The organism is Paracoccus kondratievae (assembly GCF_009301415.1).
Lineage (GTDB): Bacteria > Pseudomonadota > Alphaproteobacteria > Rhodobacterales > Rhodobacteraceae > Paracoccus > Paracoccus kondratievae.
In genome coordinates, this window is sequence record NZ_CP045072.1 from 963235 (window position 1) to 987790 (window position 24556).

Annotated in this window: 24 protein-coding genes; 10 read left to right on the forward strand and 14 right to left on the reverse strand. The window is 63.1% G+C overall.

What is annotated here, in order from left to right; translation table 11 throughout:
• Positions 1 to 65 precede the first annotated feature (65 nt).
• Both argB and F8A10_RS04915 read left to right on the forward strand, forming a co-directional pair.
• Positions 66 to 965 carry an acetylglutamate kinase gene (argB, locus tag F8A10_RS04910; RefSeq protein WP_010396861.1) on the forward strand — a complete coding sequence of 300 codons (900 nt, stop codon included), beginning with the start codon at positions 66 to 68 and terminating at the stop codon, positions 963 to 965.
• A gap of 123 nt (positions 966 to 1088) precedes the next feature.
• On the forward strand, positions 1089 to 1607 hold the full coding sequence (locus F8A10_RS04915; protein WP_152366824.1) for a SixA phosphatase family protein: 519 nt from the start codon (positions 1089 to 1091) through the stop codon (positions 1605 to 1607).
• 11 nt (positions 1608 to 1618) lie between these two features.
• Here F8A10_RS04915 and F8A10_RS04920 read toward each other — a convergent pair whose 3' ends face one another.
• The gene (locus tag F8A10_RS04920) at positions 1619 to 2578 is read right to left on the reverse strand and encodes a 1-phosphofructokinase family hexose kinase (RefSeq protein ID WP_152367336.1); all 960 of its coding nucleotides are present in this window, start codon (positions 2576 to 2578) and stop codon (positions 1619 to 1621) included.
• Entirely contained in the window at positions 2578 to 2985 is a 408-nt protein-coding gene (locus F8A10_RS04925; protein ID WP_010396858.1) for a metallopeptidase family protein, read from the reverse strand. Before F8A10_RS04925 ends, F8A10_RS04920 begins: the two co-directional genes overlap by 1 nt.
• Positions 2986 to 3062: 77 nt before the next feature.
• On the opposite strand from F8A10_RS04925, the gene gltX reads away from it, so the two are divergent.
• On the forward strand, positions 3063 to 4388 hold the full coding sequence (gltX, locus tag F8A10_RS04930; RefSeq protein WP_085501970.1) for a glutamate--tRNA ligase: 1326 nt from the start codon (positions 3063 to 3065) through the stop codon (positions 4386 to 4388).
• 169 nt (positions 4389 to 4557) lie between these two features.
• On the opposite strand, the gene F8A10_RS04935 is transcribed toward gltX, so the two are convergent.
• Positions 4558 to 5315, reverse strand: a protein-coding gene (locus F8A10_RS04935; RefSeq protein ID WP_152366692.1) for an IS5 family transposase whose coding sequence is annotated in 2 segments (ribosomal slippage) — positions 4558 to 4979 and positions 4979 to 5315 — 759 coding nt in all. Because the reading frame shifts where the segments join, the coding sequence is not laid out codon by codon here.
• Between the two features lie 641 nt (positions 5316 to 5956).
• Here F8A10_RS04935 and tig point away from each other — a divergent pair.
• Positions 5957 to 7291 (forward strand): trigger factor, encoded by a 1335-nt coding sequence (gene tig, locus F8A10_RS04940; protein ID WP_152366825.1) that lies wholly within the window; start codon positions 5957 to 5959, stop codon positions 7289 to 7291.
• 60 nt (positions 7292 to 7351) lie between these two features.
• Here tig and F8A10_RS04945 read toward each other — a convergent pair whose 3' ends face one another.
• The 4 genes from F8A10_RS04945 to rpsF all read right to left on the reverse strand — a co-directional run bounded on the left by F8A10_RS04945 (position 7352) and on the right by rpsF (position 9462).
• Positions 7352 to 8092: a hypothetical protein gene (locus tag F8A10_RS04945; protein ID WP_152366826.1), complete on the reverse strand. Its 741-nt coding sequence runs from the start codon at positions 8090 to 8092 to the stop codon at positions 7352 to 7354.
• A gap of 147 nt (positions 8093 to 8239) precedes the next feature.
• Entirely contained in the window at positions 8240 to 8824 is a 585-nt protein-coding gene (gene rplI / locus F8A10_RS04950) for a 50S ribosomal protein L9 (RefSeq protein WP_010396852.1), read from the reverse strand.
• Between the two features lie 12 nt (positions 8825 to 8836).
• Complete coding sequence (gene rpsR, locus F8A10_RS04955) at positions 8837 to 9064, reverse strand: 30S ribosomal protein S18 (RefSeq protein WP_010396850.1); 228 nt, start codon at positions 9062 to 9064, stop codon at positions 8837 to 8839.
• 17 nt (positions 9065 to 9081) lie between these two features.
• On the reverse strand, positions 9082 to 9462 hold the full coding sequence (gene rpsF, locus F8A10_RS04960; protein WP_010396838.1) for a 30S ribosomal protein S6: 381 nt from the start codon (positions 9460 to 9462) through the stop codon (positions 9082 to 9084).
• 288 nt (positions 9463 to 9750) lie between these two features.
• Here rpsF and F8A10_RS04965 point away from each other — a divergent pair, with 288 nt between their 5' ends.
• A complete protein-coding gene (locus F8A10_RS04965) occupies positions 9751 to 10332 on the forward strand; it encodes a YceI family protein (RefSeq protein ID WP_085501966.1) in 582 nt (193 codons plus the stop codon).
• 60 nt (positions 10333 to 10392) lie between these two features.
• On the opposite strand, the gene F8A10_RS04970 is transcribed toward F8A10_RS04965, so the two are convergent.
• Positions 10393 to 11472, reverse strand: coding sequence for a cytochrome-c peroxidase (locus F8A10_RS04970; protein WP_152366827.1), 1080 nt, complete (start codon positions 11470 to 11472; stop codon positions 10393 to 10395).
• Between the two features lie 139 nt (positions 11473 to 11611).
• On the opposite strand from F8A10_RS04970, the gene prfA reads away from it, so the two are divergent.
• From prfA to F8A10_RS04985, 3 genes are all read left to right on the forward strand, one after another.
• Entirely contained in the window at positions 11612 to 12670 is a 1059-nt protein-coding gene (gene prfA / locus F8A10_RS04975; RefSeq protein WP_152366828.1) for a peptide chain release factor 1, read from the forward strand.
• A 4-nt stretch (positions 12671 to 12674) separates the two neighbouring features.
• Positions 12675 to 13502: a peptide chain release factor N(5)-glutamine methyltransferase gene (prmC, locus tag F8A10_RS04980; protein WP_152366829.1), complete on the forward strand. Its 828-nt coding sequence runs from the start codon at positions 12675 to 12677 to the stop codon at positions 13500 to 13502.
• 246 nt (positions 13503 to 13748) lie between these two features.
• Complete coding sequence (locus F8A10_RS04985; protein ID WP_152366830.1) at positions 13749 to 14627, forward strand: DUF4167 domain-containing protein; 879 nt, start codon at positions 13749 to 13751, stop codon at positions 14625 to 14627.
• A gap of 5 nt (positions 14628 to 14632) precedes the next feature.
• Here F8A10_RS04985 and rsmA read toward each other — a convergent pair whose 3' ends face one another.
• The 6 genes from rsmA to lptF all read right to left on the reverse strand — a co-directional run bounded on the left by rsmA (position 14633) and on the right by lptF (position 22473).
• Entirely contained in the window at positions 14633 to 15481 is an 849-nt protein-coding gene (gene rsmA, locus F8A10_RS04990) for a 16S rRNA (adenine(1518)-N(6)/adenine(1519)-N(6))-dimethyltransferase RsmA (RefSeq protein ID WP_152366831.1), read from the reverse strand.
• Positions 15478 to 16452, reverse strand: coding sequence for a 4-hydroxythreonine-4-phosphate dehydrogenase PdxA (gene pdxA, locus F8A10_RS04995; RefSeq protein ID WP_010396827.1), 975 nt, complete (start codon positions 16450 to 16452; stop codon positions 15478 to 15480). The genes rsmA and pdxA overlap by 4 nt, the downstream gene beginning before the upstream one ends.
• Before the next feature lie 64 nt (positions 16453 to 16516).
• Positions 16517 to 17791: a peptidylprolyl isomerase gene (locus tag F8A10_RS05000; protein ID WP_029372146.1), complete on the reverse strand. Its 1275-nt coding sequence runs from the start codon at positions 17789 to 17791 to the stop codon at positions 16517 to 16519.
• 31 nt (positions 17792 to 17822) lie between these two features.
• Positions 17823 to 20204, reverse strand: coding sequence for an LPS-assembly protein LptD (locus tag F8A10_RS05005; RefSeq protein WP_010396822.1), 2382 nt, complete (start codon positions 20202 to 20204; stop codon positions 17823 to 17825).
• Positions 20204 to 21328, reverse strand: coding sequence for an LPS export ABC transporter permease LptG (gene lptG, locus F8A10_RS05010; protein ID WP_085501960.1), 1125 nt, complete (start codon positions 21326 to 21328; stop codon positions 20204 to 20206). Before lptG ends, F8A10_RS05005 begins: the two co-directional genes overlap by 1 nt.
• Positions 21325 to 22473: an LPS export ABC transporter permease LptF gene (lptF, locus tag F8A10_RS05015; protein WP_010396818.1), complete on the reverse strand. Its 1149-nt coding sequence runs from the start codon at positions 22471 to 22473 to the stop codon at positions 21325 to 21327. Before lptF ends, lptG begins: the two co-directional genes overlap by 4 nt.
• A 129-nt stretch (positions 22474 to 22602) precedes the next feature.
• Between lptF and F8A10_RS05020 the strand changes: the two genes are divergently transcribed.
• Positions 22603 to 24102, forward strand: a complete 1500-nt coding sequence (locus tag F8A10_RS05020; RefSeq protein WP_152366832.1) for a leucyl aminopeptidase — start codon at positions 22603 to 22605, stop codon at positions 24100 to 24102.
• Positions 24102 to 24551 (forward strand): DNA polymerase III subunit chi, encoded by a 450-nt coding sequence (locus F8A10_RS05025; protein ID WP_152366833.1) that lies wholly within the window; start codon positions 24102 to 24104, stop codon positions 24549 to 24551. Before F8A10_RS05020 ends, F8A10_RS05025 begins: the two co-directional genes overlap by 1 nt.
• Positions 24552 to 24556 lie beyond the last annotated feature (5 nt).

Here is a 24556-nt window from a genome sequence, read left to right on the forward strand (position 1 = left end):
ACTGGCGGCCGTGTGCGTCCTAGGGTCGGCGCGACGAACAGGGGCCCCTGATGAGAAAGCAGAACATGAACCGGAACTGGATCGCCACCGCCCGTACCCTCTCGGAAGCATTGCCCTATATGCAGCGCTATTCGGGCGCGGTCGTGGTCGTGAAATTCGGTGGTAACGCCATGGGCGACGATGCGGCCATGGCCGAATTTGCCCGCGATATCGTGCTGATGAAACAGGTCGGTATTCATCCGGTGGTCTGTCATGGCGGTGGCCCGATGATCAACGAACTGCTGGGCAAGCTGGGCATCGAAAGCAGTTTTGTGCGCGGTAAGCGCGTCACCACCCGCGAGACGGTCGAGGTGGTGGAAATGGTTCTCTCGGGTCTTGTCAACAAGCGGATCGTGCAGGCAATCAACGACGCCGGCGGTCGCGCGGTCGGCATCTCGGGCAAAGACGATGACCTGATGGTTTGCGAGCCGGACGATCCCGAACTGGGCTTTGTCGGCCGCCCGGTCGAGATGAACGTCCAGATTATCCGCGACCTTTATAACGCCGGTCTGATCCCGGTCATTGCGCCTGTGGCGACGGGGATGGAGGATAACGAAACCTTCAACGTCAATGGCGACACCGCCGCGGGTGCGATTGCAGGCGCGCTGCAGGCTGATCGCCTGTTGCTTCTGACGGATGTGTCGGGGGTCAAGGACGCTTCGGGCGAGGTGGTGACGCAGTTGCACCCCGATCAGGTGCGCTCGATGATCGCTGATGGGACCATCGCCGGTGGCATGATCCCCAAGACCGAAACGGCGCTGAAGGCGTTGGAAGAGGGCGTGCGTGCCGTGGTCATTCTCGACGGTAGGGTGCCGAACGCCTGTCTGCTAGAGCTGTTCACTGAACACGGCGCAGGCTCTCTCATTCGTTCGACCGAACCGCGGATCAAGCCGCACGGTCTGCGTCAGGGCGCCAGCAGCCTCTAGCGGCAGCGTCGCAGCGCCTGCAAGAGAATGCTTGCCCGCGCGGCGGAAGCTGTGGCAGGCTCGGCTGCGCTGCCTTGTCCTTAACCGTCACGTCCTTAACCGTATGGCCGAAAAGGCAATTCGATGACTCCACTCGGACACTGCCGTCTGATCCTGACCCGTCACGCGAAATCGTCCTGGGACGATCCGACGCAGCCTGACCATGACCGCCCGTTGAATGAGCGTGGCCGCCGTTCGGCGCGCGAACTGGGCGACTGGCTGGCAAGCCGTGGCTATGAGCCCGAAGAGGTGCTGTGCTCGACTGCCGAGCGCACTCGCGAAACCTGGGATCGGGTGGCCAAGGCTCCGCTGGAGGTGCGCCCGCATCTTCGTTATGAGCCGGCGCTTTATCAGGCTGGGCCTGAGAAGATGCTTGCGATCCTGCGCAGCGCCACGGCCCCGACGGTGATGATGATCGGGCACAATCCCGGCATTGCCGAATTTGCTGCCATGCTGCCGGCACGTGCACCGCTTGATCCGGATTTTCGTCGTTATCCGACGGCAGCGACGCTGGTGGTTGATTTCCAGATCGACAGCTGGTCCGAGTTGGGCCCGGGTCAGGGCAGCGTGCTGGATTTCGTGCGTATGGACGGGCGCGGTTAGGCCGCGTGCTGTCAGGGCTGCATTTGCGTCACCACCCGTGCCGCAAACAGCCGCTCGACATCCCCGCCCCGGCAAAGTTCGGTCGCGGGGGTCTGCACGGTTGCTGACGCGGCTGCGGCGGCCAGACCCAAGGCCTCGGCCACCGGCCAGCCACGGGCATGACCAAGGGTAAAGCCCGCAAGGAAGCTGTCGCCCGCGCCGACCTTGCTGATGACCTGCACACGCGCGGCCTCGGCATGCCAGACGCCTTGGTCTGTGGCGATGATATTGCCGTCACGCCCGCGCGCGACGATTACCCCATGGGCTGCGCCCGATGCGACGAGGTTGGCCGCAAAGGCGGCTGTATCAGCGCGAAAGGGCAGAGACCGACCCGCAAGCCCCTCGGCCTCTTCGTCGTCCATCCGCAGGATCTCGACCCGCCTGTCGGTGGCTGCCGCGATCTCGGCCAATGCCTCGCCCGAGGTATCCACGATCAGCCTTGCGCCAGTGCCGCGCAGCCTTTCGGCCAACAGCGCGGCAAAGCTGGCAGGCACGCCGGGAGGGTTCGAACCCGAGAGCACCACCAGAGCGCCTGGCCGCGCCTCGCGTGCTGCGGCATCCAGTGCGGCATCGACATCCGCCGCGGACCATTCCGGCCCGGGCATGACGAAACGGAATTGCTGACGGATCGTGCGGTTGTCCACGGTAAGGGATTGCCGTGTCTCCCCTGGGGCGGGCAGCATGTGCAGAGGGATGCCGGTTTCCTCCAGCAGCTCGGCAATGCGCTGTCCCGTGCTGCCACCCAGCGCGACCAGCGCGGTGCTTTCCCCTCCCATGGCGTGGATCGCGCGGCTGACGTTGATGCCACCGCCGCCGGGATCCAGTCGCGGCGCATCGCATCGCAGCTTGATATCAGGCACTACCCGCGCCGCAGCGGTGGTGACATCCAGCGCCGGGTTCAGTGTGATGGTCAGGATCGGGGCCTGCGGCATCATTCCCACCAGCGGTCGATGGCGGCGATATCATCGTCGGACCAGCCAAAGTGATGGGCGAATTCATGTACCACGACATGCGCGACAAGCTGACCCAACGTCACATCGCCGCGCGATGCCCATTCATCCAGGATCGCCCGGCGAAACAGCCAGACCGTGTCGGGAAAATGCTGAGGGGCGCTTGCAGATTTCTCGGTCATCGGCACGCCGTCATAGAGGCCGGTCAGCTCTAGCGGGTCGTCGATTTCCAGCTCATCGAGGAACTCGTCGCTGGCGAAGTCCTCGACGCGCAGAACGACCTGCGAGGCGGGGCCGGCGAATTCAGGGGGCAGGCCGGCGATGGCCTCGCGCGCCAGTTCCTCGATCATGGCCGTGTCAGGGGCCTCGGCGTTCTTCCAGTCAAGCATCTGCTCACCTCGTCTTTGGTCCCGATATGGACAAAAACCGCCGTTTGTGAAAGAGCGAAGCCGACAGGAGACCTTCCATGACAATCACCCGTTTCGCCCCTTCGCCCACCGGCCATATCCATGTCGGCAACCTGCGCACGGCGCTGATGAACTATCTGATCGCGCGCAAGACGGGCGGCACCTTTATCCTGCGTCTGGACGACACCGACCGCGAGCGGTCAAAGCAGGAATACGCCGACGGCATCCAGCGCGACCTTGAGTGGCTGGGCCTGACCTGGGACCGTATCGAGCGTCAGTCCGACCGGCTGGATCGCTATGCCGAGGCTGCGCAGGGCCTGCGCGAGGCTGGGCGGCTTTATGAGGTGTTCGAGACCCCGACCGAGCTGGACCTGAAGCGCAAAAAGCAGCTCAACATGGGCAAGCCTCCTGTCTATGACCGCGCCGGGCTGAACCTGTCGGTCGAAGACAAGGACAAGCTGCGCGCTCAAGGGCGTGATGGCTACTGGCGCTTTCTGCTGGATCAGGAGCGGATCGAGTGGACCGACGGCATCCTTGGCCCGATCTCGATCGACGCGGCCAGCGTCTCGGACCCGGTGCTGATCCGTGCGGATGGGCAGGTGCTTTACACCTTTGCCAGCTCGGTCGATGACGCCGATATGGGCGTGACCCATATCGTACGCGGTGCCGACCATGTGACGAATACGGCGACGCAGATCCAGATCATCCGCGCCCTTGGGGCCGAGCCGCCGGCTTTTGCCCATCACAGCCTTCTGACCGGCGCTCAGGGGGAAGAGCTTTCCAAACGCCTTGGCACGTTGTCGATCAAGGACCTGCGTGAAAATGGCGTCGCACCCGAGGCGCTGCTGTCGTTGATGGCGCGGCTGGGCTCTTCGCAGCCGGTCGAGCTGCGGATGTCGCTCGACGAGCTTGCCGAAGGGTTCGATCTTGGCCAGTTCGGCGCCTCGCCCACCAAGTTTGATGCCGAGGATCTTTGGCCGCTGACCCGCGAAGCAAACCAGTCGCGCCCGTTCGATGCTGTCCGCGATCGCATCGCAACGCTTGGCGTCCCTGCGGATCTGGCCGAGCGGTTCTGGCGGGTGGCTTCGCAAAACATCACCAAGCTTGACGATCTTGCTGGCTGGTGGGAGATTTTCTCGAAAGGTGCTGAGCCTCAGATCGACCCCGAAGATGCCGGGTTCATTGCCGAGGCTATGAAGCTTTTGCCGCCTCCGCCCTATAGCGAAACCAGCTGGGCCGAGTTCACGGCCAAGGTAAAAGAGGCAACTGGCCGTAAGGGCAAGGGGCTGTTTATGCCGTTGCGCAAGGCCCTGACTGGGCAGGCGCACGGGCCAGACATGTCCGAGGTGATGCCGCTGTTGCAGGTGGTGCGTGCGCGGGGCTGATAACCCCGGCAAACCCGCATCGAAAAGGCCGCCCCAAGGGCGGCCTTTGTATTCTGGTGCAGGGCCAGCCATGCAAAGATGAAAAGTTTCTGCACAATTTATGTGCAGAGATACCTAGAACCAGATATAGATTGACCCGTTCGGGGCGAGTGTGGACTAGGCTCCGGACTCATAGCCAAAAGATGACGATGGCGGCGAGAGCGATGGCGGAGAAGAAGGCCTTGGGGCACCGGTCGTATCTGGTTGCGACACGTCGCCAATCCTTGAGCCGGCCGAACATGATCTCGATGCGGTTGCGGCGTTTGTAGCGGCGCTTGTCATATTTTGCCGGAGTTTTCCGCTGTTTCCGGCCGGGGATGCAGGCGCGTATGCCCTTGTCTTGCAACGCTTCCCGGAACCAATCGGCGTCGTAGCCACGGTCCCCGAGCAGCCAGTCGACATCCGGCAGGCTGCTGAGCAGTGCCCGCGCTCCGATGTAATCGCTGATCTGACCGGCAGAGACAAAGAAGTTGATCGGGCGGCCCTTGCTGTCGCAGATGGCATGTAACTTGGTATTCATGCCGCCCTTGGTGCGGCCAATCAGGCGGCCACGCCCCCTTTTTTCGCGCCCAGGCTGGACGCGGTGCGATGGGCTTTCAGATAGGTGGCGTCGATCATCACTGTCTTTTTCTCGCCGTGCTGAGCGGCCAGGCCAGCCATCATCTGCGCAAAGATGCCCTTGTCGCTCCACCGCTTCCAACGATTATAAAGCGTCTTGTGCGGACCATACTCTTTCGGCGCATCGCGCCACCGTAAGCCATTGCGATTGATGAAGATAATCCCACTCAAGACGCGCCTATCATCGACACGAGGCTTGCCGTGGGGCTTCGGGAAATAGGGCTCCAACCGCGCCATCTGCGCGTCGGTCAGCCAGAAGAGATCAGACATGTTCACCGCTCGTTTTCGAGCCGTGAATCACGCAACAGACCTGAAATCAATGGGTCCTGACCCTAAATCAGCGCTGGTCTTTTGCAATCTGGACATGCGCTGGTCCGACAGTCCGCCCCGGACAATGGCCCGGGGAATGCAGAAATCTCTGCATTCCGGTCAGTCTGAACTGATGACCAGATAACCGCTTGCCGATTTGAACAAACAACCACTTACGCAGCGCGGCCTGTATGCACTGTTGCCTTCCTTATGGGAATATATCCATAAGTTAGGTTCAAATTGCTGACTTTTTGGTCAGATACGCTTGATTTTGCTGAACCGGCAATTGGCGGTTGTGCAGGGAAGGCTCGGCAAAAGACCGCTGATTGTACTTAGTGGCCTGTTTGCGCCGCCTGGCTGGCCGATATGTTTTTGGCGATTCTACCCCAGGTCTGACAGGTGCAAGCGGGGTGGTCGCGTAAGGGGCTTTGACGGGGCGATTCCTTGGCTGTCCAACCTGCAAAACCTGCCTTCGTCCTTGCTATGGCGGGCGAAATCCCCTAGCTAGCGCGCTGAAACAGGCGGGGCGCGGAAAGGAATTTCCGGCGCCAGGGGCCGGGATGCCTCTGCCCGCGGCATGGTTTGTGGATGAAGGAAGACAAATGCAGGTCAAGGAAACCCAGAACGAGGGGCTGAAGCGGGGCTACGAATTTACTCTGCCTGCGGCCGATTTGGCGGCGCAGGTGGATGCGAAGCTGAAAGAAGCTCAGCCCGAGATCGAGATTAAGGGCTTCCGCAAGGGCAAGGTGCCGCTGGCGCTGCTGAAAAAGCAGTTCGGTCAGCGCGTCATGGGCGACGCCATGCAGGAGGCCATTGATAAGGCCCTGCGCGATCACCTGGAAAAATCGGGCGACCGTCCTGCCGTTCAGCCCAAGATCGAAATGGTCAACGGCGAGAACTGGAAAGAGGGCGACGATGTCGTCGTTACCGTGAACTACGAAGCCCTGCCGGCGATTCCCGAGGCTGATCTGTCGGCTATCGAGCTTGAGCGTCTGGTCGTCGAAGCCAGCGAAGAGCAGGTGACCGAGGCGCTGGAAAACCTCGCCAAGAATGCCCAGTCCTTTGAGGACCGTAAAAAAGGCACCAAAGCCAAAGAGGGCGATCAGGTTGTGATCGACTTTAAAGGCATCGTCGATGGCGAAGCATTCGAGGGGGGCACGGCCGAGGATTATCCGCTGGTGCTGGGCTCGAAAAGCTTCATCCCCGGGTTTGAAGATCAGTTGATCGGCGCCAAAGCCGGTGAGGAAGTCAAGGTCGAGGTCAAATTCCCCGAAGAGTATGGCGCGCCGCATCTGGCCGGCAAGGACGCGATCTTTGAAACCACCGTCAAGGCGGTCAAGGCCCCCAAACCGGCCGAGATTGACGACGAACTGGCCAAGAAATTCGGCGCTGAAAGCCTGGATGCGCTGAAAGGCCAGATCCGTGAGCGTCTTGAGGCCGAATATAAAGGTGCCTCGCGTCAGGTGCTCAAGCGGGCGCTGCTCGACAAGCTGGACGCTCTGGTTCAGTTCGAGCTGCCCGAATCGCTGGTCGAGGCCGAGGCGCATCAGATCGCGCATCAGCTTTGGCACGAAGAGCACCCCGAAGAGCACGGCCATAACCATGGCGAGATCGAGCCGACCGACGAGCATCTGAAGCTGGCCGAGCGTCGCGTCCGGTTGGGTCTGCTCCTGGCCGAGATCGGTCAGAAGGCCGAAATCACCGTTTCGGATCAGGAGATGACCCAGGCGGTGCTGCGTCAGGCCCGTCAGTTCCCGGGTCAAGAGCGTGCCTTCTTTGAGTTCGTTCAGCAGAACCCGCAGGCCCAGCAGCAGCTGCGCGCGCCGATCTTTGAAGATAAGGTCGTCGACCACATCGTCGAAGGCGCCAAGGTTTCGGACAAGACCGTAACCAAGGAAGACCTCGAAAAAGCCATTGAGGCTCTGGATCAGGTCTGATCCGACCTGTCGGTGAAACATCAAAGGGCCGCCCCGGGGCGGCCCTTTTCATATTCGGCCCTACAGCCGATGCAGGCGTGGATCGTGATCAGCGGGGCCTTTCCCCTCGGGACCGTCCATTGGATCGTGGGTCAGGGGATCATCACGCAGATCGGGCATAGGGCCGCTGTCGCGCCGTGGTTTGGGCGTGTGCGGCTCAGCCGGATTGCGGCCGGTGAGACTGCTGACCAGTGCTGCGGCATCGCCGAATTCCTGCATGATGGCGCTGGCCTGACCGGCGACGGTGCGAAAGCCTTCCAGCGCGGCGGCCATGGCGCCCATCACATTTTCAATGCCATTGGTCAGGCTGGCAGTGTTTGCCTCGACCTCTTGCAACAGATTCTGGCGCGGGGCGCGCCGTGTCGCCCTGGGCGGGCGGGGTTTTCGCGCAGGCTCTTTTGGCGGGGCCGAGGGGGCTGCATCCCTGCTGCGCGATGAGGGCGCGCGCTTGTCATCCGCCAGCAGATCGACCAGCCCGCGTGCGGCATAGGCTGCCCCCACTGTCAAAGCAGCGGCTGCAAGTCCTGCTCCGCCCCAGACCAGCCATTTCGCCGGGCGTGAGGGGCGCGGCCAAGCGCGAAGACCATCAGGCGCGACATCGCCATGCGGCGGGATGCGCCGCGATTCTGCCGGTCCTGATGGACGGTGATGACCTTCGGGCACCGGCTGGGGGCCAAATCGGGTCTGGCTCGTCTCATCAGCAGCTGTGCGGGTGATGGGCGGCGTATCATCGTCAAAGGGCAGATCGTCGTGATCGGGCATGAAGGCAGATCCTCTGGCTGTCGGAGGCTTTCTATCTCAACCCCTGAACTGCAAGGAATGTTCCGCCCGGCGTATGTCGACGCCGCCCATGAAAAAACGCGCCAGGTTGCGGCGCGTTTTTCCATAATAGCGATTGCCGGGCTGAGATCAGCTTTCGGCTTCGTCCTCGTCGCGGCCGGCCGCGCCGATATCGTCGAAGAGTTCGGCGATCTCGAAATCGGCAGCAGCCTCTTCTTCGGCGGCCAGTTCCTGGATCGATTTGCCCGTAGCTTGCAGCTCGGCCTCTTCGGCCGAACGGGCAACGTTCAGGCGGATCGTCACATCAACTTCCGGGTGCAGGTGCACGCGGATGTCGTGCAGACCCAGCTCTTTGATCGGAGCGGTCAGAACGACCTGACGGCGCTCGACCGCAAAGCCCTCGGCCTGAGCGGCCTCGGCGGCGTCGCGTGGGGTGACCGAGCCATAGAGCGCGCCCGAATCCGAAGCCGAGCGGATGATGATGAAGGTCTGACCTTCCAGCTTCTCGGCGATCTTTTGTGCCTCGTCGCGGGTCTCGTCGTTGCGGGCGGCGAGTTCGGCCTTGCGGGCTTCGAAAGCCTGAATGTTGGCGTCCGAGGCACGCAGCGCCTTGCCTTGCGGCAAGAGGAAGTTGCGTGCGAACCCGTCCTTGACCTTCACCACGTCGCCCATCTGGCCCAGCTTGGCCACACGTTCCAGCAGGATGACTTGCATGATCGTCTCTCCTTACTTCACGGCATAGGGCAGCAGGGCGAGGAAGCGGGCGCGTTTGATGGCGCGCGCAAGTTCACGCTGCTTCTTGGCCGAGACGGCGGTGATGCGCGAGGGCACGATCTTGCCGCGTTCACTGATGTAACGCTGCAGCAGGCGCGTGTCCTTGTAATCGATGGTCGGGGCGTTCTCACCCGAGAAGGGGCAGACTTTCCGGCGGCGGAAGAAAGGTTTGTTAGCCATGATCTGGTTCCTTTCCCTTAGTTCCGGTCGTCGCGCTCACGGCGCTCGCGGCGTTCGCCACGCTCGCTGCGCTCGTCACGTTTCTGCATCTGGATCGACGGGCCTTCTTTGTGCTCGTCCACGCGGATGGTCAGCACGCGCATGACATCTTCGTGCAGACCGGCCAGACGCTCCATCTCCTGCACGGCGGCCGAGGGCGCGTCCGAACGCAGGAAGGCGTAATGGCCCTTGCGGTTCTTGTTGATTTTATAGGCGAGCGTGCGCACGCCCCAGTATTCGCTGTCCACGACCTTGCCGCCGTTATCGGCGATCACGGTCGAAAAATGTTCGATCAGCCCTTCGGCCTGTGCATTCGACAGGTCCTGACGGGCGATCATCACATGCTCATAAAGCGGCATGTCTGCACCTTTGTGTCGGGGCGCATTTCAACGGCGGGACATCCCTTCCGCGCCCCGCCACGAGAGGCTGCGCCGGTTTCGCATTTGCGGAAGGATGCGGCCTTATATCGGTCCGGGCCGGGATTGCAAGGCAAAACACCATAAAATCCCGGAAAATCGCCATGGCGGCGACAGAGTTCCGGCGCTGCGGCGAAACACGAAAATGTCAGGTTTATTGTGGGAAACCATTGTTGATGCCGGGGTATTTTCTGGCAGAACCGATGCAACCTTTTCAAACGGGAGTTCAGCATGAAAACCATCCTCGCCCCCGCCGCAGCGCTTGTCCTGCTTGGCACCACTGCCGCCATGGCCGAGCCGGTGGCCTATGAGTTTGATCCTTCGCACAGCCAGGTGGTGTTCGAGTACAGCCACCTTGGCTTTTCGACGAGCACTGGCATCATCAATGGCGTGACCGGCAAACTGCTGCTTGATGCAGAGAACCCGGCCAATTCCAGCGTTGAGGCGACGATCCCGCTGTCGGGCCTGCGCACCGTTTCCGAAGAGCTGGACAAGCATTTGTTCGGGCCGGATTTCTTTAACACCGATGCAAGCGGCGCGGTCGCGACCTTCAAATCGACCAAGGTCGAGCTTGATGGCGATGACGAAGCCAGAGTCACCGGCGATCTGACGCTGAACGGCGTTACCAAGCAGGTGGTGCTGGACGTTGATCTGAACCAGCGCGGCAACCATCCGATGACCGGCAAGGAAGCTGCCGGTTTCGATGGGGAGGCCGATATCAAACGCTCGGAATTCAACCTTGGTAAATTCGCCCCGGCCATTGCTGATGAGGTCGAAATCAAGGTGACTGTCGAGGCGGTAAAGGCCGAGTAACAGTCACCATCGCACCAGATAAAGGGCCCCCGGTCGGGCCCCTTTTTCATTCGCGCCCTCTTACATGGGGGCGGGCAGAGGTGTCGTGTCGGTCCGGGCTGGCAGGATCGGATGGGTGATCTGCGGCTGCTCGCCCGTCAGTGCGCCAAGGAAGGCGACGATATCGTCAACCTGTTCCGGCGTCAGTTCAGTCCCGAGCTGGGCCGAAGACATGATCTGCACCGCCTCTTTCAGATCCCAGACCACGCCCGAGTGGAAATAGGGCGCGGTCAGCGCAACGTTGCGCAGCGGCGCGGCGCGGAAGACATATTCGTCGCTGGCCGTCAGGCTGATTTCATACCGGCCCTTGTCTGCAACGGGCAGAACATCCGCGCCCGGTTTGGCAATCAGGCCAAAGGGATGGTAGTCCTGTCCGCCAAAGTTAATCCCATAATGACAGCCCGTGCAGCCGGTATCCATAAAGGCCTGCAATCCGCGCTTTTGCTGTTCGTTCAGCGCGTTATCGTCGCCGGTCAGAAAACGGTCAAAGGCACTGTGCGGGGTGATCAGCGTTGCCTCGAACTGTTCGATTGCGGCAGCGAAGTTGTCAAAGCTCACCGGGTCCTGCTGGTCGGGGAAGGCCGCTTTGAAGGCCTCGGTATATTCCGGCATCGAGTTCAGCGTCTTGACCAGCTCTTCCGGGGTATTGCTCATCTCGACATTGGCCTGCACGGGGCCTTTGGCCTGTTCGGCAAGGTCCGGGGCGCGGCCATCCCAGAACTGTGCGGCGTTAAAGATCGCATTCAGCATCGTGGGGGCGTTGCGCGGCCCATGCTGCCAGCCATGCCCGACCGAGGTTGGCAAACCGTCGACGCCGCCGATCCCGACGTTATGGCAGGTCTGGCACGAGATCAGGCCCGAGCGCGACATGCGCGGGTCAAAAAACAGTGCCTTGCCCAGCTCGATTTTCTCGGCGGTCAGGGGGACGCCCCCGGGGTTTTCTTCGGTCTGCTTGATAGCGGTCAGCGTTTCGGGAATCGCCTCGAATATGCCCTTGGCTTCTTCGCGCAGGGCGCTGCTGTCGATGGCTGCGACCTGTGCCGAGGCGGCAAGCGCCGACAGGGCAAGGCTCGTTGCGGTCAGCAGGGGGACGAATTTCACGTTATGCCTCCTCAGGACATGAGTTGGGTCGCGCGCCAAGGCTATTGTGCCTCATGGTCCGGACGGGCGCCTTGATCTGTATCAGACCGCCACGCGGTTCCGCCTTGCCGGTGGCGCGCGCAGGGGCTAATTCCACCTCATGCTGCCGCAGGACCGCCTTAACCAGATCGTCGAGCGTTTCGAGTATCTCGAAGCGCGGCTGAACGCCGGGCCCGCCCCGGACGAGATTGCGGCGATCAGCCGCGAATATGCCGAGCTAAAGCCCGTCGTCGCCCAGATCGGTGAATGGCGTGCAGCACAGGACGGCATCCGCGAAGCCCAGGCAATGCTTGCCGATCCCGAGATGCGCGAACTGGCCGAGGATGAGCTGTCGCGTCTGCGCAGTCTGCTGCCGGATCTGGAGCACGCGCTGCGCATTGCGCTTTTGCCCCGCGACGCTGCTGATGCCCGCCCCGCGATCCTTGAGATCCGCCCCGGAACCGGCGGCGAAGAGGCCGCGCTGTTTGCGGCGGATCTGCTCAACATGTATCGCCGCTTTGCCGAATCGCAGGGCTGGCAGTTCCAGCTGCTTGAGCTTGCCGAATCCGATCTGGGTGGCGTACGCGAGGCCGTAGCGCGGATCGAGGGCGAAGGCGTCTTTGCCCGGCTGAAATACGAATCCGGCGTTCATCGCGTTCAGCGCGTTCCCGAAACAGAATCGGGCGGGCGTATTCATACCAGTGCTGCGACCGTCGCGGTGCTGCCCGAAGCGCAAGAGGTCGATATCGAGATTCCAGCCAATGACATTCGCATCGACACCATGAGGGCCAGCGGTGCGGGCGGCCAGCACGTCAACACGACCGATTCGGCGGTGCGCATCACCCACCTGCCGACCGGTATCGTCGTGACCAGTTCGGAAAAGTCCCAGCACCAGAACCGCGCCAACGCCATGGCCGTGCTGCGCGCCCGGCTTTACGATCTGGAACGCTCGCGCGCTGATGCTGAGCGTGCAGCTGATCGCAGGTCTCAGGTCGGATCTGGCGACCGTTCCGAACGCATCCGCACCTATAACTTTCCGCAAGGGCGGATGACCGATCATCGCATTGGCCTGACCCTTTATTCGCTGGACCGCATCATTCAGGGTGATCTGGGCGAGGTCGTCGATGCGCTGACCACCCACGATCAGGCCGCGCGCCTGGCTGCTGCGGAAGGGGTCTAAGCGCATGACCGGGGCCGAGGCGCTGCGCCAAGGCGCCAGGCGTCTTGCTGCCGCTGGTGTTCCCGGCGCGGCGGATGACGCGCGCCTGCTGCTTGCCCATATTCTGGATGTGCCGCGCCATAGGTTGACCGGGGCACTGGCCGCTCCGCTGCCCTCAGAGATGTTGCGGCGTTTTGACGCAGTCATTGCCGCGCGGGCCGAGCGTCAGCCGGTCAGTCAGATCCTTGGCCGCCGCGCATTTTGGAAGCATGAGTTCCGCGTCACCCGCGATACGCTTGACCCGCGGCCCGAAACCGAAACGCTGGTCGAGGCGGCGCTGGCCGAGCCTTTCTCATCCGTTCTTGATCTTGGTACCGGGACGGGCGCCATTCTGATCTCGCTTCTGGCCGAGCGGCCGGGTGTGCGCGGGACAGGCACCGATATTTCCGCAAAGGCGCTGGAAGTTGCGAAAGAAAATGCATATAAAATAAATGTTTCTGCAAATTTCCTCGAATCTGACTGGTTTATGGCGATCACGGAAACCTTTGATTTGATCGTCTCGAATCCGCCCTATATCGCGCTGGATGAAATGGGCGATCTTGTCCCCGAAGTGCAGAAATGGGAGCCGCGTCAGGCCCTGACGGATGAGGCTGACGGGCTTACCGCCTATCGCGCCATTGCCGCCGGAGCGCCCGCACACCTGTCGCCCGGCGGCCGCCTGATGGTTGAAATCGGCCCGACGCAAGGCGCTGCCGTCGCGGGGCTGATGCGTGCTGCCGGGCTGATTGATGTGCGTATCCTGCCTGATCTTGATGGTCGTGACCGGGTTGTTTGCGCTCGTAATGCGCCCTGAGCCGGCAATGATCCGCGCTTTTCATGCCAGGAGATGAAAATTTCGCTTGTAAGCCGCGGCGCGGCATGTTTATTCGCAATTGTGACGGGGGCGAGCAGCCCACGCACGGGTCAGTTATACTCAGATAACCCAGCCTACACTGGTGACGCGGGAACCAGGCCAAGCGCCGCTCCTGCGCTGGCACTCGCCTTAGAGATGACCCTAACCTCAGCCGGCTTTTGCCGGGCATAAACTGACAACAAGCTGATGAGATCATCCAAATCCCGTTCGCGTAACAAGTCGAACCGACAGCGTTCGCTGGGCAATATCGTTAACCGTGTCTTTGATTCTTCGGGACCCGAGGGCAAGGTGCGCGGCACGCCCCAGCAGATCATCGAAAAATACCTTACGCTTGCCCGTGATGCCCAGCTCTCCAATGACCGGGTGGCTGAGCAGAATTTTCTTCAGCACGCAGAGCATTACACCCGTCTTCTGGGTGAGGCACAGCGTGAGCAGGCCGAACGCCAGCAGCAACACCATCAGTCCCGTGACGATGATTACGAGGGCAATGGGAATGCCAATGGCAATGGTAACGGCCATGGTCATTCGGGGCCGTCAGAAAACGGCAACGGCCAGAACGGCCATCGCCATGAACGGCATGAGCCGCGCCATGAACGTCAGGACCGGCAAGAGCGTCAGGAACGCCATGATCGTCGTGATGACCGGCGTGACGAGCGTCGCGATGACCGGCGTGAGGATCGCCGCGCCAGCCGCGCAGAGGAATGCCCGCAGGAGGCCGTGGCAGAGCCCACTCTTCCCGGTCTGCCTCTGGCGATTGCCCCCGAAGAGCGTCGAAGCGGCCCGGTCGAAACCCCGGAAAGCGAAGCCCCTGCGGTAGCTCCGGCTCCGGCCGGAACTGCCCCTGAGGCGAGCGCCGAGCCAGAAGCCTCCGCAGCCACGCCCGGGCCGGCTGCCGAAGAGGCCGAGCCGCGCCGTCGTGGCCGTCCCGCTGGCACCGCTACGCGCAGCCGCAAGAAGGCCGTGGAAGAGGATGAAAAGGCTCCGGCCGCTAAAACCTCGACCCGTGCGCAGGGTGGCCGGTCGCGTGCCCCCAAAGTGCAGCCTGAGGATGCCTCGGGCGAGTAACGCGATCAGCGCGGCGCGGCGGCAAGACCCCGCGCCAGCGCGCAAAACCGCTCCAGCCCGATTTCTTCAGCCCGTGCTGTAGGTGAGATTCCGGCGGCGACCAGCAAGGCCTCAATATCGGGGTGCAAACCTTTCAGGGCGGCGCGCAGCATCTTGCGCCGCTGATTAAAGCCTGCTGCGACAACACGGCTGAGGACCGCCGGGTCGGCTGGATAGCGCGGCTCGGGCAGGGCGGTCAGATGCACCACTGCCGAGTGAACCTTGGGCGCGGGTACGAAAGCTTCGGGCGGCAGGGTCATGACGATCCGCGCCTCGGCTCGCCATTGCGCCAGCACCGCCAGCCGGCCATATGCCTTGCCGCCCGGCTGGGCGACGATCCGCTCGGCCACCTCTTTCTGAAACATCAGCGTCAACGATTGCCAGAAGGGCGGCCATGCCGCAGGCGTCAGCCAGCGGATCAGAAGCTCGGTCCCGACGTTATAGGGCAGGTTGGCGACAATGCGGATTGGCGGCGTCAGATGCGCCAGCGGATCGATTTCAAGCGCATCGCCATGGATCACGGTCAACCGTCCGGGATAGGCCGAGGCGATCTCGGCCAGAGCGGGCAGGGCACGTGCATCCTTTTCGATCGCGAGCACATGCCTTGCGCCCTCGGCCAGCAAGCCACGCGTCAGTCCGCCCGGACCGGGGCCGACCTCGATCACGTCGCAGCCCGCCAGATCCCCCGCAGCACGGGCGATCTTGGCGGTCAGGTTCAGGTCGAGCAGAAAGTTTTGCCCAAGCTGTTTTTTCGCCCTCAGGTCGTGGCGCGCGATCACATCGCGCAAGGGCGGCAGTCCGTCGATGGTGCTCATTTCCTGCGCCCCGCCATATCCCAGGCCATGCGCAGCGCAGCGATGACGCTGGCTGCATCGGCGATGCCCTGGCCTGCAATATCAAAGGCCGTACCATGGTCGGGCGATGTCCGCACGAAGGGCAGTCCCAGCGTCACATTGACCCCGCCCGCGAAATCCAGCGTCTTGATCGGGATCAGCGCCTGATCGTGATAGGCGCAAAGCGCCGCATCATAACGTGCGCGTGCCGAGGGATGAAACATTGTGTCGGCGGGCAGCGGGCCTCGCAGGTCCAGACCTTCTTCGCGCCGGAGCTGCTCGATCAGGGGGGCGATCCAACGCATTTCCTCGTCGCCCATAACGCCGTTTTCCCCGGCATGAGGGTTCAGCCCGGCGATTGCCAACCGTGGCTGCTTAATCCCGAAATCGCGGCGCATCGCAGCATCAGTGATGCGAATCGCCTGGGTAAGGCTTTTGGGCGTCAGGGCGGCGGGCACCTCGGAAAGGGCGATGTGAATGGTTACCGGCACCACCCGGCAGGGCGGTTCGACCGTGGTCGAGGCGAGCATCATCACCACCGGCACGTCTCCGGCCAGATGGGCCAGATATTCGGTATGGCCCGGGAAGGCAAAACCGGCGCCACGCTTCAGCGCCTCCTTGTTGATCGGCAGGGTGCAGATTCCGCCTGCCGCGCCGGACATTGCCAGACCGACGGCACGGGCGATGACTTCGATCACGGCCGGGGCATTGGCGGGGTCTGGTATTCCGGGCCGGGCCGGGGCTGGAAAATCGTGACGAAGTACGGGCAGAACCCCGGGCGGGACCTTGTCGCCAAGGTCCGAAACCTCAGACCAGTCTGTACCTTCGGGCAGATGGCGCGGGTCGCCAAGAAAGACAAAGGGCACATCCGCAGCCAACGCCTTAGGCGCGAGTTCGGGCCCTATGCCCGCCGGTTCGCCGCAGGTCAGAAGAATGGGGCGGGCTTCAGTCATATTTCAGTGTCCCAGATGCCCTTGCGGGGCCGGGGGTAAAGTGCCCCCGGCATTATGGCCGCGCTCAGGGGCGCCGGATAACGGCATTGGCGCGCAGTTCGGCCAGATAGTTCTCTGCGGCCATATTGATCTTGCGGTTGAAAACCTGGTTTCGGACCTCTTCGCGGTCAGGCAGCGCGTCGGGATCGGGCATCGCGGCATCTTCCCCTCCGGCGGCGGCGGTGGCGACCGGGGCTGGCTGCGCGCCCCCGGCAATCAGGGCCGACTGGCGCTTACAAAGCATCAGGATCTCGGCCGCGCCATCCTGACCCGAAACGACCGCTTCATTGTCGTCAAGCACTGCAAGGCGCAGCGCCTCGGTGGTCGGGATCTGGCCTTGCGACAGCGTCTGACGCTGGATCTGTTCGGGTGGCAGGCCGCGTGCATGGATGAACAGTTCTTCGCAACTATTTGAAACGGCTGCAATGCGCTGCGCATCAGCGATGCTTGCAAGGCGGAAGCGGACGTAGTCCAGCACCTGCTCTTTCGCACCGGGGCGCAAGGTGCCACGCGTATCGCGCAGATAAAACAGCACCACGGCACCCTGAACGCTGAGCGGCTGGCTGATCTGGCCCGGCTTCATCGACAGGACTATCGGTTGCAGCGAAGGGGGCAGGTTCGCCAGCGGCGTCCAGGGCAACCGCCCGCCCTGAGGCGCCGAAGGCGTCGCCGAATAGCGGCGCGCGGCCGCAGCAAAGTCAGCCTCTGAACGGACGTTTTGCACCAGCGATTCCGCAAGGTCCATCGCCTGCTCTTCTTGTCCGGGCGGAGCAGGGATGATCAGCTCGGACAGAGCGATATGGGTGACGCGCGGGGTTTCGATTACGCGCTGCAGCTCTTGATCAACCTCGGCGTCCGAGATCCTGACCTGAGGCATGACACGTTGGCGGACCACTTCGCGCCAGACAACACCAGCGGCGACGAAGTCACGGAAAGCCTGTCTTTCGACCCCTGCCGATCCAAGGGCCTGAATAAAATCCTCGACCCCCATATTGGCGCGGCCGGCAAATTCAGCGAGCCCGGCGTCGATCTGTTCATCACTTGCAGTGATGCCCAGCTGGCGCGCGGCAAACACCCGCAGCCGGTCGTCGATCAGCGCCTGTTCGGCCGCCGCGCGATCTGCCTCGGGCGCGCGCAGCAGCTGCATAAAGCGGATGCGCTGATCAACCTCGTACCGGGTGATGGCCGAGTCGTTAATATAAATCAGCGGCTGGAATGGATTGCCCTGCGCAAATGCCGGGGAAACCCCGCTTCCTGCCAGCATCGCGGCCATGGCCGCCCCCAGAAGTATTCGCCGCATCAGCTCCCTCGCCGCATGGTTTTGCCGGACATTAGCGCAGGCAGGCGCGACGCGCCACCGTTCCCGGACCGGGCTTTTGCCGACCAAAGCCGCCAAGCCGGATGCCAAGGTCGAAACGGGTGTCGGGCCGCAACTCTTCGGATGAGGTGAAACGCCGCTCGACCGACATCTCGACTGTCATGCATTCATTGCGGAATTCCAGCCCCAACTGCGCTTTCTGGGCCCGGTCCGCAGTAAAGTCATAGCGCGTCTCGGTCGTCGCCCACCAGCCGTCGGCGATCTGCCAGCCACCGGCCATGGTAAGTTCGGACACATCATCGGGCCGGCTTTCGCTTTCATCCGAATCAAACCAGAGATACCCGGCCGAGACCTGAAGCCCGGGCCGGAACCAGCCCAGACGCAGCTCATTGCGGCTGATCGAGAAACTGTCATCGAAAAGTGCGCGGTTCGAGATGGCAAGCCCGTTCGCCCCCGAATAATGCGCCGCAAGCAGCCAGTCCGAGCGGTGGCCGCCCAAGAGCCCGCTATTTTCAAAGGCCGGATCGGCATCTGAGCGGAAAACCCGTCCCGCCGTCATCCCGACCGACCAGCCTGCCGGATCGATTCGCGTCCAGCTAAGGCCAAGGTTCGCGCGCCAGCCCGATTCGCGTGCGTCCCGGCCCGGGAAGCGGTTCAGCGAAAAGAGGTTGCCTTCGTCGAATTCGATCAGCCGGCTGTCCTCATTCGGGACATCGTCGTCGTCATCCCTGTCAGGGGACCAGATAAGCTGGGCGACCGGTTCGATCATATGGGTAACGCCGCCAGAATGGCGGGCAAGGGGCCAGCGCAGCTCGGCCGCCAGAACCGGGTCGGCGCGCATCACCCAGTCCTCATAGGCACTGTCCTGATTGATGCGGTAGAAATCGACATTGGCCTGGGTCTGGACTGTGCCGACCAGCCCGCCGGGCAGGATGGCGCTGCGCAGCCAGCCAAGCGAGACCGAACCACGGGCCATGTCGCGCCCGCTTTCGCCGTCTTCGCTGGATGACCGACGATGAGCGTGCAGGGACCATTCCAGATTTGCGATCCCGCCGATCCGCTCCGGCGTCCAGCGCCGTTTCCACAGCGCATCGGCTACCATGGTGGGGGTCGCGGCCTCGGGTTCGTCATCGCGCAGCGATTCGTAATTGCCGATCCGGGCCATGACCATCCGGTCGCGGCGGACGCGGTCAAGGGTAAGGCCGCTCCACAGCCGGTCAGCTTCGGAAATGTCGTAATCCAGCAGATAGGCGCGGTTGCTCGCCATCTGGATCTGCAGGCCCAGCATATAGCCGCGTGGCAGTTCGAACCGGGCGCCGCCAAACAGATAGCCGCGGGTGTGACCCTGTTCGATATCATCGCGCGAGATTGCGCCGTTCCATTCCATCGCGCCATTCGAGAAGGCCTGGCGATAGCGCAGTTCCAGCGTCGAGGTGCGGCTGGCCGCGATATAGGGGGTCAGCGTAATATCCGCATGATCGCCAAGCGTGATGAAATAAGGCAGCTTGATCCCGAAGCCCAACCCCGAGGTGGTGCGGAACTGCGGTCGCAGGAATCCGGTCATGCGCTCGACGCTGGGGTCGGGGGCGGTCAGCCACGGCAGGGTCGCGACCGGCAGGCCAAGTGCGCGCAGTTGCGGGCGTTCAAAATGCAGCTTGCGGGTGCGGCGGTCATGGGTGATCGAACGGGCCCGGATCTCCCACAGCGGGATCGGGTCCTCGGCGCAGATCTGGCAACTTGAGGCGACGACATTGTCAAGCCGGGTGACATTGCCGTTTTCGCTGCGGCGCATCTCACGCGCGGCCATCTGCATTTCGCGGGCAAGAACCAGCCGTGCGCCGCGCAGAATGCCATCCTGAAGGTTGGGGTCCAGTTGCGCGCTGTCAGCGATCAGGATGGTCTCATCAGGCGTGCCAGAGCGGGCAGGCTCGGTCAGATGGATAGGCCCCTCGATCACTGCCGCGCCGGTAGCATTGTCATAGACCACGCGTGAGGCGACCAGCCGCGCGCCGCGGTACCAGATCACCACCCCGCCCGAAGCGGTCAGCTTGTTATCGGCGCTAAGCATCACCTCATCGGCGAGCAGCGTTGCCGGATCGGCCGCGGTCTCTTCGCCGCTGCCGGTGATACGGACAGAACCCGGTCTGACAGACACGACCGGGGTGTGCGATGCCTCGGTTCCATCTGCAAAGCGCCTGGCCTGATCGGGTGATTCGGTCGGGGCCAGTGCGGGTCCGGCAGGGGTTTTCTGTACCTCTTCGGTCTGACCATAGACCGGCAGAGTCTGACCATCGGGCGTCAGGCTTTGTCCCAGCGCCGCGCCGGGCAGCAGGGCCGCCAGCAAGGCCGCGCGTGCCGACGGTCTGCCACGATGTCGCTTATGCCTGCCCGCCATCAACCATCCTCCAGCCGCAAAAGCGCCCCATAGGCAAAAAGCAGCGCCGCTATGGGGGGTGCCCAGCCAGCCAAAGCCGGAGGAATGCCGCCATTGTCACCCAGAACCTGCGCGAGGTTGCGCAGGAAAAACAGGCCGATGCCGCAACCAAAGGCGCCAAGCACCAAAAGTCCCATCTTGCGCCCGCGCATATGCCGCATGGTGAACACCGCCGCAATGGCGACCATCGCCGCCATCAGCAGCGGGCGGGCCAGTTCCATTTGCAGCCATACCTTATGGCGTTGGGCTGAAAATCCTGCACGTTCAAGCCCGCGGATAAAGGCGGGCAACTGCCACACCGGAATTGCCTCGGGCCGGCCGAAACTGTCGCGGATACGGGCGGCGGTCAGATCGGTCGGCAGTTCAAGCAGGGGTGCCTTGCGGGCCATCGCCTCGGGGTTGGGCTGGGTCAGTGGCCATTCCTTGGTGTCGGTCAGCTCCCACGCGCCGCGGGTCAGCCGGGCGGTGGCGGCGTCGATACGGCGCGTCGGCCCGGATTCGGGCGAAAATACCATGAAGGTCGCGTCATAAAGGGTTGTCGCATCAGGGCTTGCGCGGCTGGCGCGGATGACGACCTGCCCCTCGGTCTCGCCGCCGTTTTCGCCATTCTGGACGGGCAGGGCCTGACGCAGCCAGACTGCGTTATCGCCGACGCTGACCGTCTGGCCGCCTCCGCTGCGCATCCGCTCGACCGCATCGTCGTAGCGTTTCGTGGTTGCTGCCACCACCGGGTTCAGAACGGCGACGGCCAGCATCCCGGCCAGAATCGCCGTGACTGCCGGGGCACAAAGCACCCGGATCGCCGACCGGCCCGAGGCGCGGATCGCCACAAGCTCTGAGCTGCGCGAAAGGCTCAGAAACAGCGCGATGCCCGCCAGCACCGTGATCAGCGGCAGGATCGAATAAAAGCTTGCGGTGATATTCAGCAGCGACAGTCCGGCCGCCCCGGACAGGCCGATGTTTTCATCCGAAAAGCGTCGGATCTGCTCGACAATGTCGATCAGAAACAGGATCGCGCCAAAGATCAATGCAATCATCACCAGCATGCGCAGAAAGCGCCGTGCGACATAGGTAGACAGGATCATGCCGCACTCTCCTTCGTCTCGCTGGTTTGTGCCGGGCTGCGCAGCCGCCTTGGGCGCGCGGCAAGCCACAGCACCACGACGCAGATCAGCGCCCCCAGCAGTGGCGAGACATAGATCAGCGGCCAGCGTGCCGCATTGCCCGCAACCTGATTCTCGGCCGCCGTAGCGAGGAACTGTACTGCAATCAATGCGATCACAGCCCAGATCACCTGCCGCCAGACGCCAAAGCGGCTGAACCCGCCCAATAGCAGCATGGCAAATCCCAGCAGCGCGGCGACGGGGGCCTGAAAGGGTTTCGACAGCCGCTCATGCGCCTCGGCCAGCGCCTTGTCGGGGGTGGCACCGGTCGCGGCCAGCAACTCTGGGTCGGGATCAAGCAACCGCAGCGTCGAATAGGCGCGCAGGTCGCGCCGACGGCTGCCTCCGGTGTCGATCAGCGTCCCGAGGTCATAGGCCAGTTCGGAAAAACGCGTCACCGACAGGCTTTGCCGCCCGTCCGAACGACGCAGGTTCTGGACCATGCCCCGCATCATGACCAGCCGTGGCCCGGCGTCGGTCCTGACCAGCAGCGCCTCGGTCGCGGTATAGGTGGCCTGGTTGTTGGGGTCGCGCGCGTCCTCAAGGAAAAAATCCATGAGCCGCCCGTCCGCGGCAATGTCGCGGATATATAGCGTGACCCCTTTGACCGGGTATTGAAACGCGCCTGCGCGCAGGAATTGCGCGGTGACATTCTGTGCGATTTCGGCCTGCCGGTCGGCCAGCCGTCCGCGTGCCATCGGCACCACGGCATGGACCAGCAGCGCCACCATCAGCCCGACAAGCACACCAAAAACCAGGACCGGCCGTGCCAGCCGCCAGGGAGACATGCCGGTTGCCTGCATCGCCACAAGCTCTGATTCCGATGCCAGCCGGTTGGTGCCATAGGCGCTGGCGGCAAAGGCCGCGATGGGCAGCACAACCGATATGACAAGGGGCAGGGTCAGGGCGGTGAATTCCAGCACGACCAGAGCAGTCTGCCCATCCGAGATCAGTTGCTCGAACAAGGACACGGCCCGGTTGATCCAATAGACCGAAACCAGCACCAGCGCAAAGAACCCGAACAGGGTCATGAATTGCGACAGGATATAGCGGTCAATGCGCGGCATGGTGGCTTTCACGAGGCTCGGATTTCGACTGATTAGCCGCTGCGCCAGCATTGGGAAAGCCCTGGCTCTGGTCAAGGCGCATGTGCGTGACTAGTTTCCGCCCATAGGAACAATGCAAGGGGCAGGGCTATGACGCATCCCGTCGAAATTTCTTTCACGGCAATGAATGTCGCGGGGCTGGCAGAGCGGTCCGGCCGCATCGCTATCCTTGTGTCCGGGGCCGGCCGGCTGCCCACGGGCCTGCCGCGCCCGACGCGCGAGGCGCTGATGCGGGCATTTGCATCGGACGCGTGGAAGGCGGTCAAGCCCGGTAAGGCGCTTGAACTCGCCTTTCCCGCCGGGTTGAAGGCTGATGCGCTGCAAATCGTCCTGTTGCCGAAGGATGCCGATGTGCCGGCCGCGCGTGCGGCAGGCGCCAGCATCGGTGCGAAACTGGGCAAGGATGAGACGCTGGTTCTGGCCGGCAATCACCCGGGCGCGGCCGAGGTGGCGCTGGGGCTGGCGCTGCGCGCCTATGAATTCACGGCCTATAAGTCAAAGAAATCGGGTGACGGCGCAGAGGGTGAGGACGGGGCGACCGGAACCGCGCGCGGCCGGGTGACCTTTATGCACAAGGACCCCGAAGTCCTCGCCCGCGCCTCGGCTGACGGAGCGGCGCTGGCCGAAGGGGTGTTCTTCACCCGCGATCTCGTCAATGAGCCGGCCAATGTGCTGACCACCAGCGACTTTGCCGACCGCCTGCTTGCAATGCGTGAACTGGGGCTTGAGGTCGAAGTGCTGGACGAGGACGAGCTTGAGCGGCTGGGCATGCGTGCGCTGCTGGCCGTGGGGCAGGGTTCTGAAAGCCCCTCAAAGGTCGTGGTGATGCGCTGGAATGGTGGTGGGGAAGAGCCGCCGCTGGCTTTGGTCGGCAAGGGGGTCGTCTTTGACACCGGCGGCATCTCGATCAAGCCCGCCGGCGGCATGGAAGAGATGACCATGGATATGGGCGGCGCGGGTGTTGTTGCGGGGGTCATGCGGGTGCTGGCCCTGCGCCGGGCCAGGGCGAATGTGGTCGGCCTGGTCGGTCTGGTCGAGAATATGCCCGATGGCCGCGCCCAGCGTCCAGGCGATATCGTCCGCTCGATGAAGGGCGATACGATCGAGGTCATCAACACCGATGCCGAAGGCCGCCTCGTGCTGGCGGATGTGCTTTGGTATGCGCAGGAACGCTTTCAGCCTGCGGCCATTGTCGATCTGGCGACGCTGACCGGGGCTGTCATCATCGCGCTGGGGCATGAGAATGCGGGGCTGTTCTCGAACGACGATGCTTTCGCCGCCGCCCTGCTTGTCGCCGCCAGAGCCGAGGGCGAAGGGCTGTGGCGTCTGCCGCTGGGCGATGCTTATGACAAGCAGATCGATTCCCGTCTGGCCGATATCAAGAATACCGGCGGCAGGCCTGCAGGCTCGATCACCGCGGCGCAGTTCCTTAATCGCTTTGTGCGGAAGGAAACGCCTTGGGCGCATCTTGATATTGCCGGGGTGGCTTTGCCGCCTTCGGGTACGGCGCTTGCGCCCAAGGGCGCGTCCGGCTGGGGCGTGATGACGCTGGACCGGCTGGTCCGTGATCGTTTCGAGAAGCAGGGCTGATGGGATCGGCCCTGTTCTATCATCTGACCCGCTCGGGCCCGGTGCAGCTTTTGCCGATGCTGATCGGCAAAAGCCTGCAGGCCGGATGGCGGGTCGAGCTGCGGGGCAGGGACCGCGCCCGGCAGGTGATGCTTGATGAGGCGCTGTGGCTGGGCGAGGGCTTTTTGCCCCATGGCCTTGCCGGAGGTCCGCACGACGCGCGCCAACCGGTGCTGCTGACGGTCGAAGGTCAAGCGGCGGCCAACGAGGTGCGTTGCCTGATCGCGGTTGACGGGGCCGAAGTGACAAGCGCCGAATGTCAGGAGCTTGAGCGTGCCTGCATCGTCTTTGACGGTAACGACCCCGGGGCACTTGAACGCGCAAGGGCACAATGGCGTGTGCTCAAGGCCGAAGGCGTGACCGCGGAATACTGGTCCGAGGCCGGTGGCCGCTGGGAACGCAAGCAGTAAACCGG

Bases quoted from the DNA above. Each gene is read 5' to 3' on its own strand.
- argB (WP_010396861.1), top strand. From the start codon at position 66: ATGAACCGGAACTGGATCGCCACCGCCCGTACCCTCTCGGAAGCATTG.
- F8A10_RS04915 (WP_152366824.1), top strand. From the start codon at position 1,089: ATGACTCCACTCGGACACTGCCGTCTGATCCTGACCCGTCACGCGAAA.
- F8A10_RS04920 (WP_152367336.1), bottom strand. From the start codon at position 2,578: ATGCCGCAGGCCCCGATCCTGACCATCACACTGAACCCGGCGCTGGAT.
- F8A10_RS04925 (WP_010396858.1), bottom strand. From the start codon at position 2,985: ATGCTTGACTGGAAGAACGCCGAGGCCCCTGACACGGCCATGATCGAG.
- gltX (WP_085501970.1), top strand. From the start codon at position 3,063: ATGACAATCACCCGTTTCGCCCCTTCGCCCACCGGCCATATCCATGTC.
- tig (WP_152366825.1), top strand. From the start codon at position 5,957: ATGCAGGTCAAGGAAACCCAGAACGAGGGGCTGAAGCGGGGCTACGAA.
- F8A10_RS04945 (WP_152366826.1), bottom strand. From the start codon at position 8,092: ATGCCCGATCACGACGATCTGCCCTTTGACGATGATACGCCGCCCATC.
- rplI (WP_010396852.1), bottom strand. From the start codon at position 8,824: ATGCAAGTCATCCTGCTGGAACGTGTGGCCAAGCTGGGCCAGATGGGC.
- rpsR (WP_010396850.1), bottom strand. From the start codon at position 9,064: ATGGCTAACAAACCTTTCTTCCGCCGCCGGAAAGTCTGCCCCTTCTCG.
- rpsF (WP_010396838.1), bottom strand. From the start codon at position 9,462: ATGCCGCTTTATGAGCATGTGATGATCGCCCGTCAGGACCTGTCGAAT.
- F8A10_RS04965 (WP_085501966.1), top strand. From the start codon at position 9,751: ATGAAAACCATCCTCGCCCCCGCCGCAGCGCTTGTCCTGCTTGGCACC.
- prfA (WP_152366828.1), top strand. From the start codon at position 11,612: ATGCTGCCGCAGGACCGCCTTAACCAGATCGTCGAGCGTTTCGAGTAT.
- prmC (WP_152366829.1), top strand. From the start codon at position 12,675: ATGACCGGGGCCGAGGCGCTGCGCCAAGGCGCCAGGCGTCTTGCTGCC.
- F8A10_RS04985 (WP_152366830.1), top strand. From the start codon at position 13,749: ATGAGATCATCCAAATCCCGTTCGCGTAACAAGTCGAACCGACAGCGT.
- rsmA (WP_152366831.1), bottom strand. From the start codon at position 15,481: ATGAGCACCATCGACGGACTGCCGCCCTTGCGCGATGTGATCGCGCGC.
- pdxA (WP_010396827.1), bottom strand. From the start codon at position 16,452: ATGACTGAAGCCCGCCCCATTCTTCTGACCTGCGGCGAACCGGCGGGC.
- F8A10_RS05000 (WP_029372146.1), bottom strand. From the start codon at position 17,791: ATGCGGCGAATACTTCTGGGGGCGGCCATGGCCGCGATGCTGGCAGGA.
- F8A10_RS05005 (WP_010396822.1), bottom strand. From the start codon at position 20,204: ATGGCGGGCAGGCATAAGCGACATCGTGGCAGACCGTCGGCACGCGCG.
- lptG (WP_085501960.1), bottom strand. From the start codon at position 21,328: ATGATCCTGTCTACCTATGTCGCACGGCGCTTTCTGCGCATGCTGGTG.
- lptF (WP_010396818.1), bottom strand. From the start codon at position 22,473: ATGCCGCGCATTGACCGCTATATCCTGTCGCAATTCATGACCCTGTTC.
- F8A10_RS05020 (WP_152366832.1), top strand. From the start codon at position 22,603: ATGACGCATCCCGTCGAAATTTCTTTCACGGCAATGAATGTCGCGGGG.
- F8A10_RS05025 (WP_152366833.1), top strand. From the start codon at position 24,102: ATGGGATCGGCCCTGTTCTATCATCTGACCCGCTCGGGCCCGGTGCAG.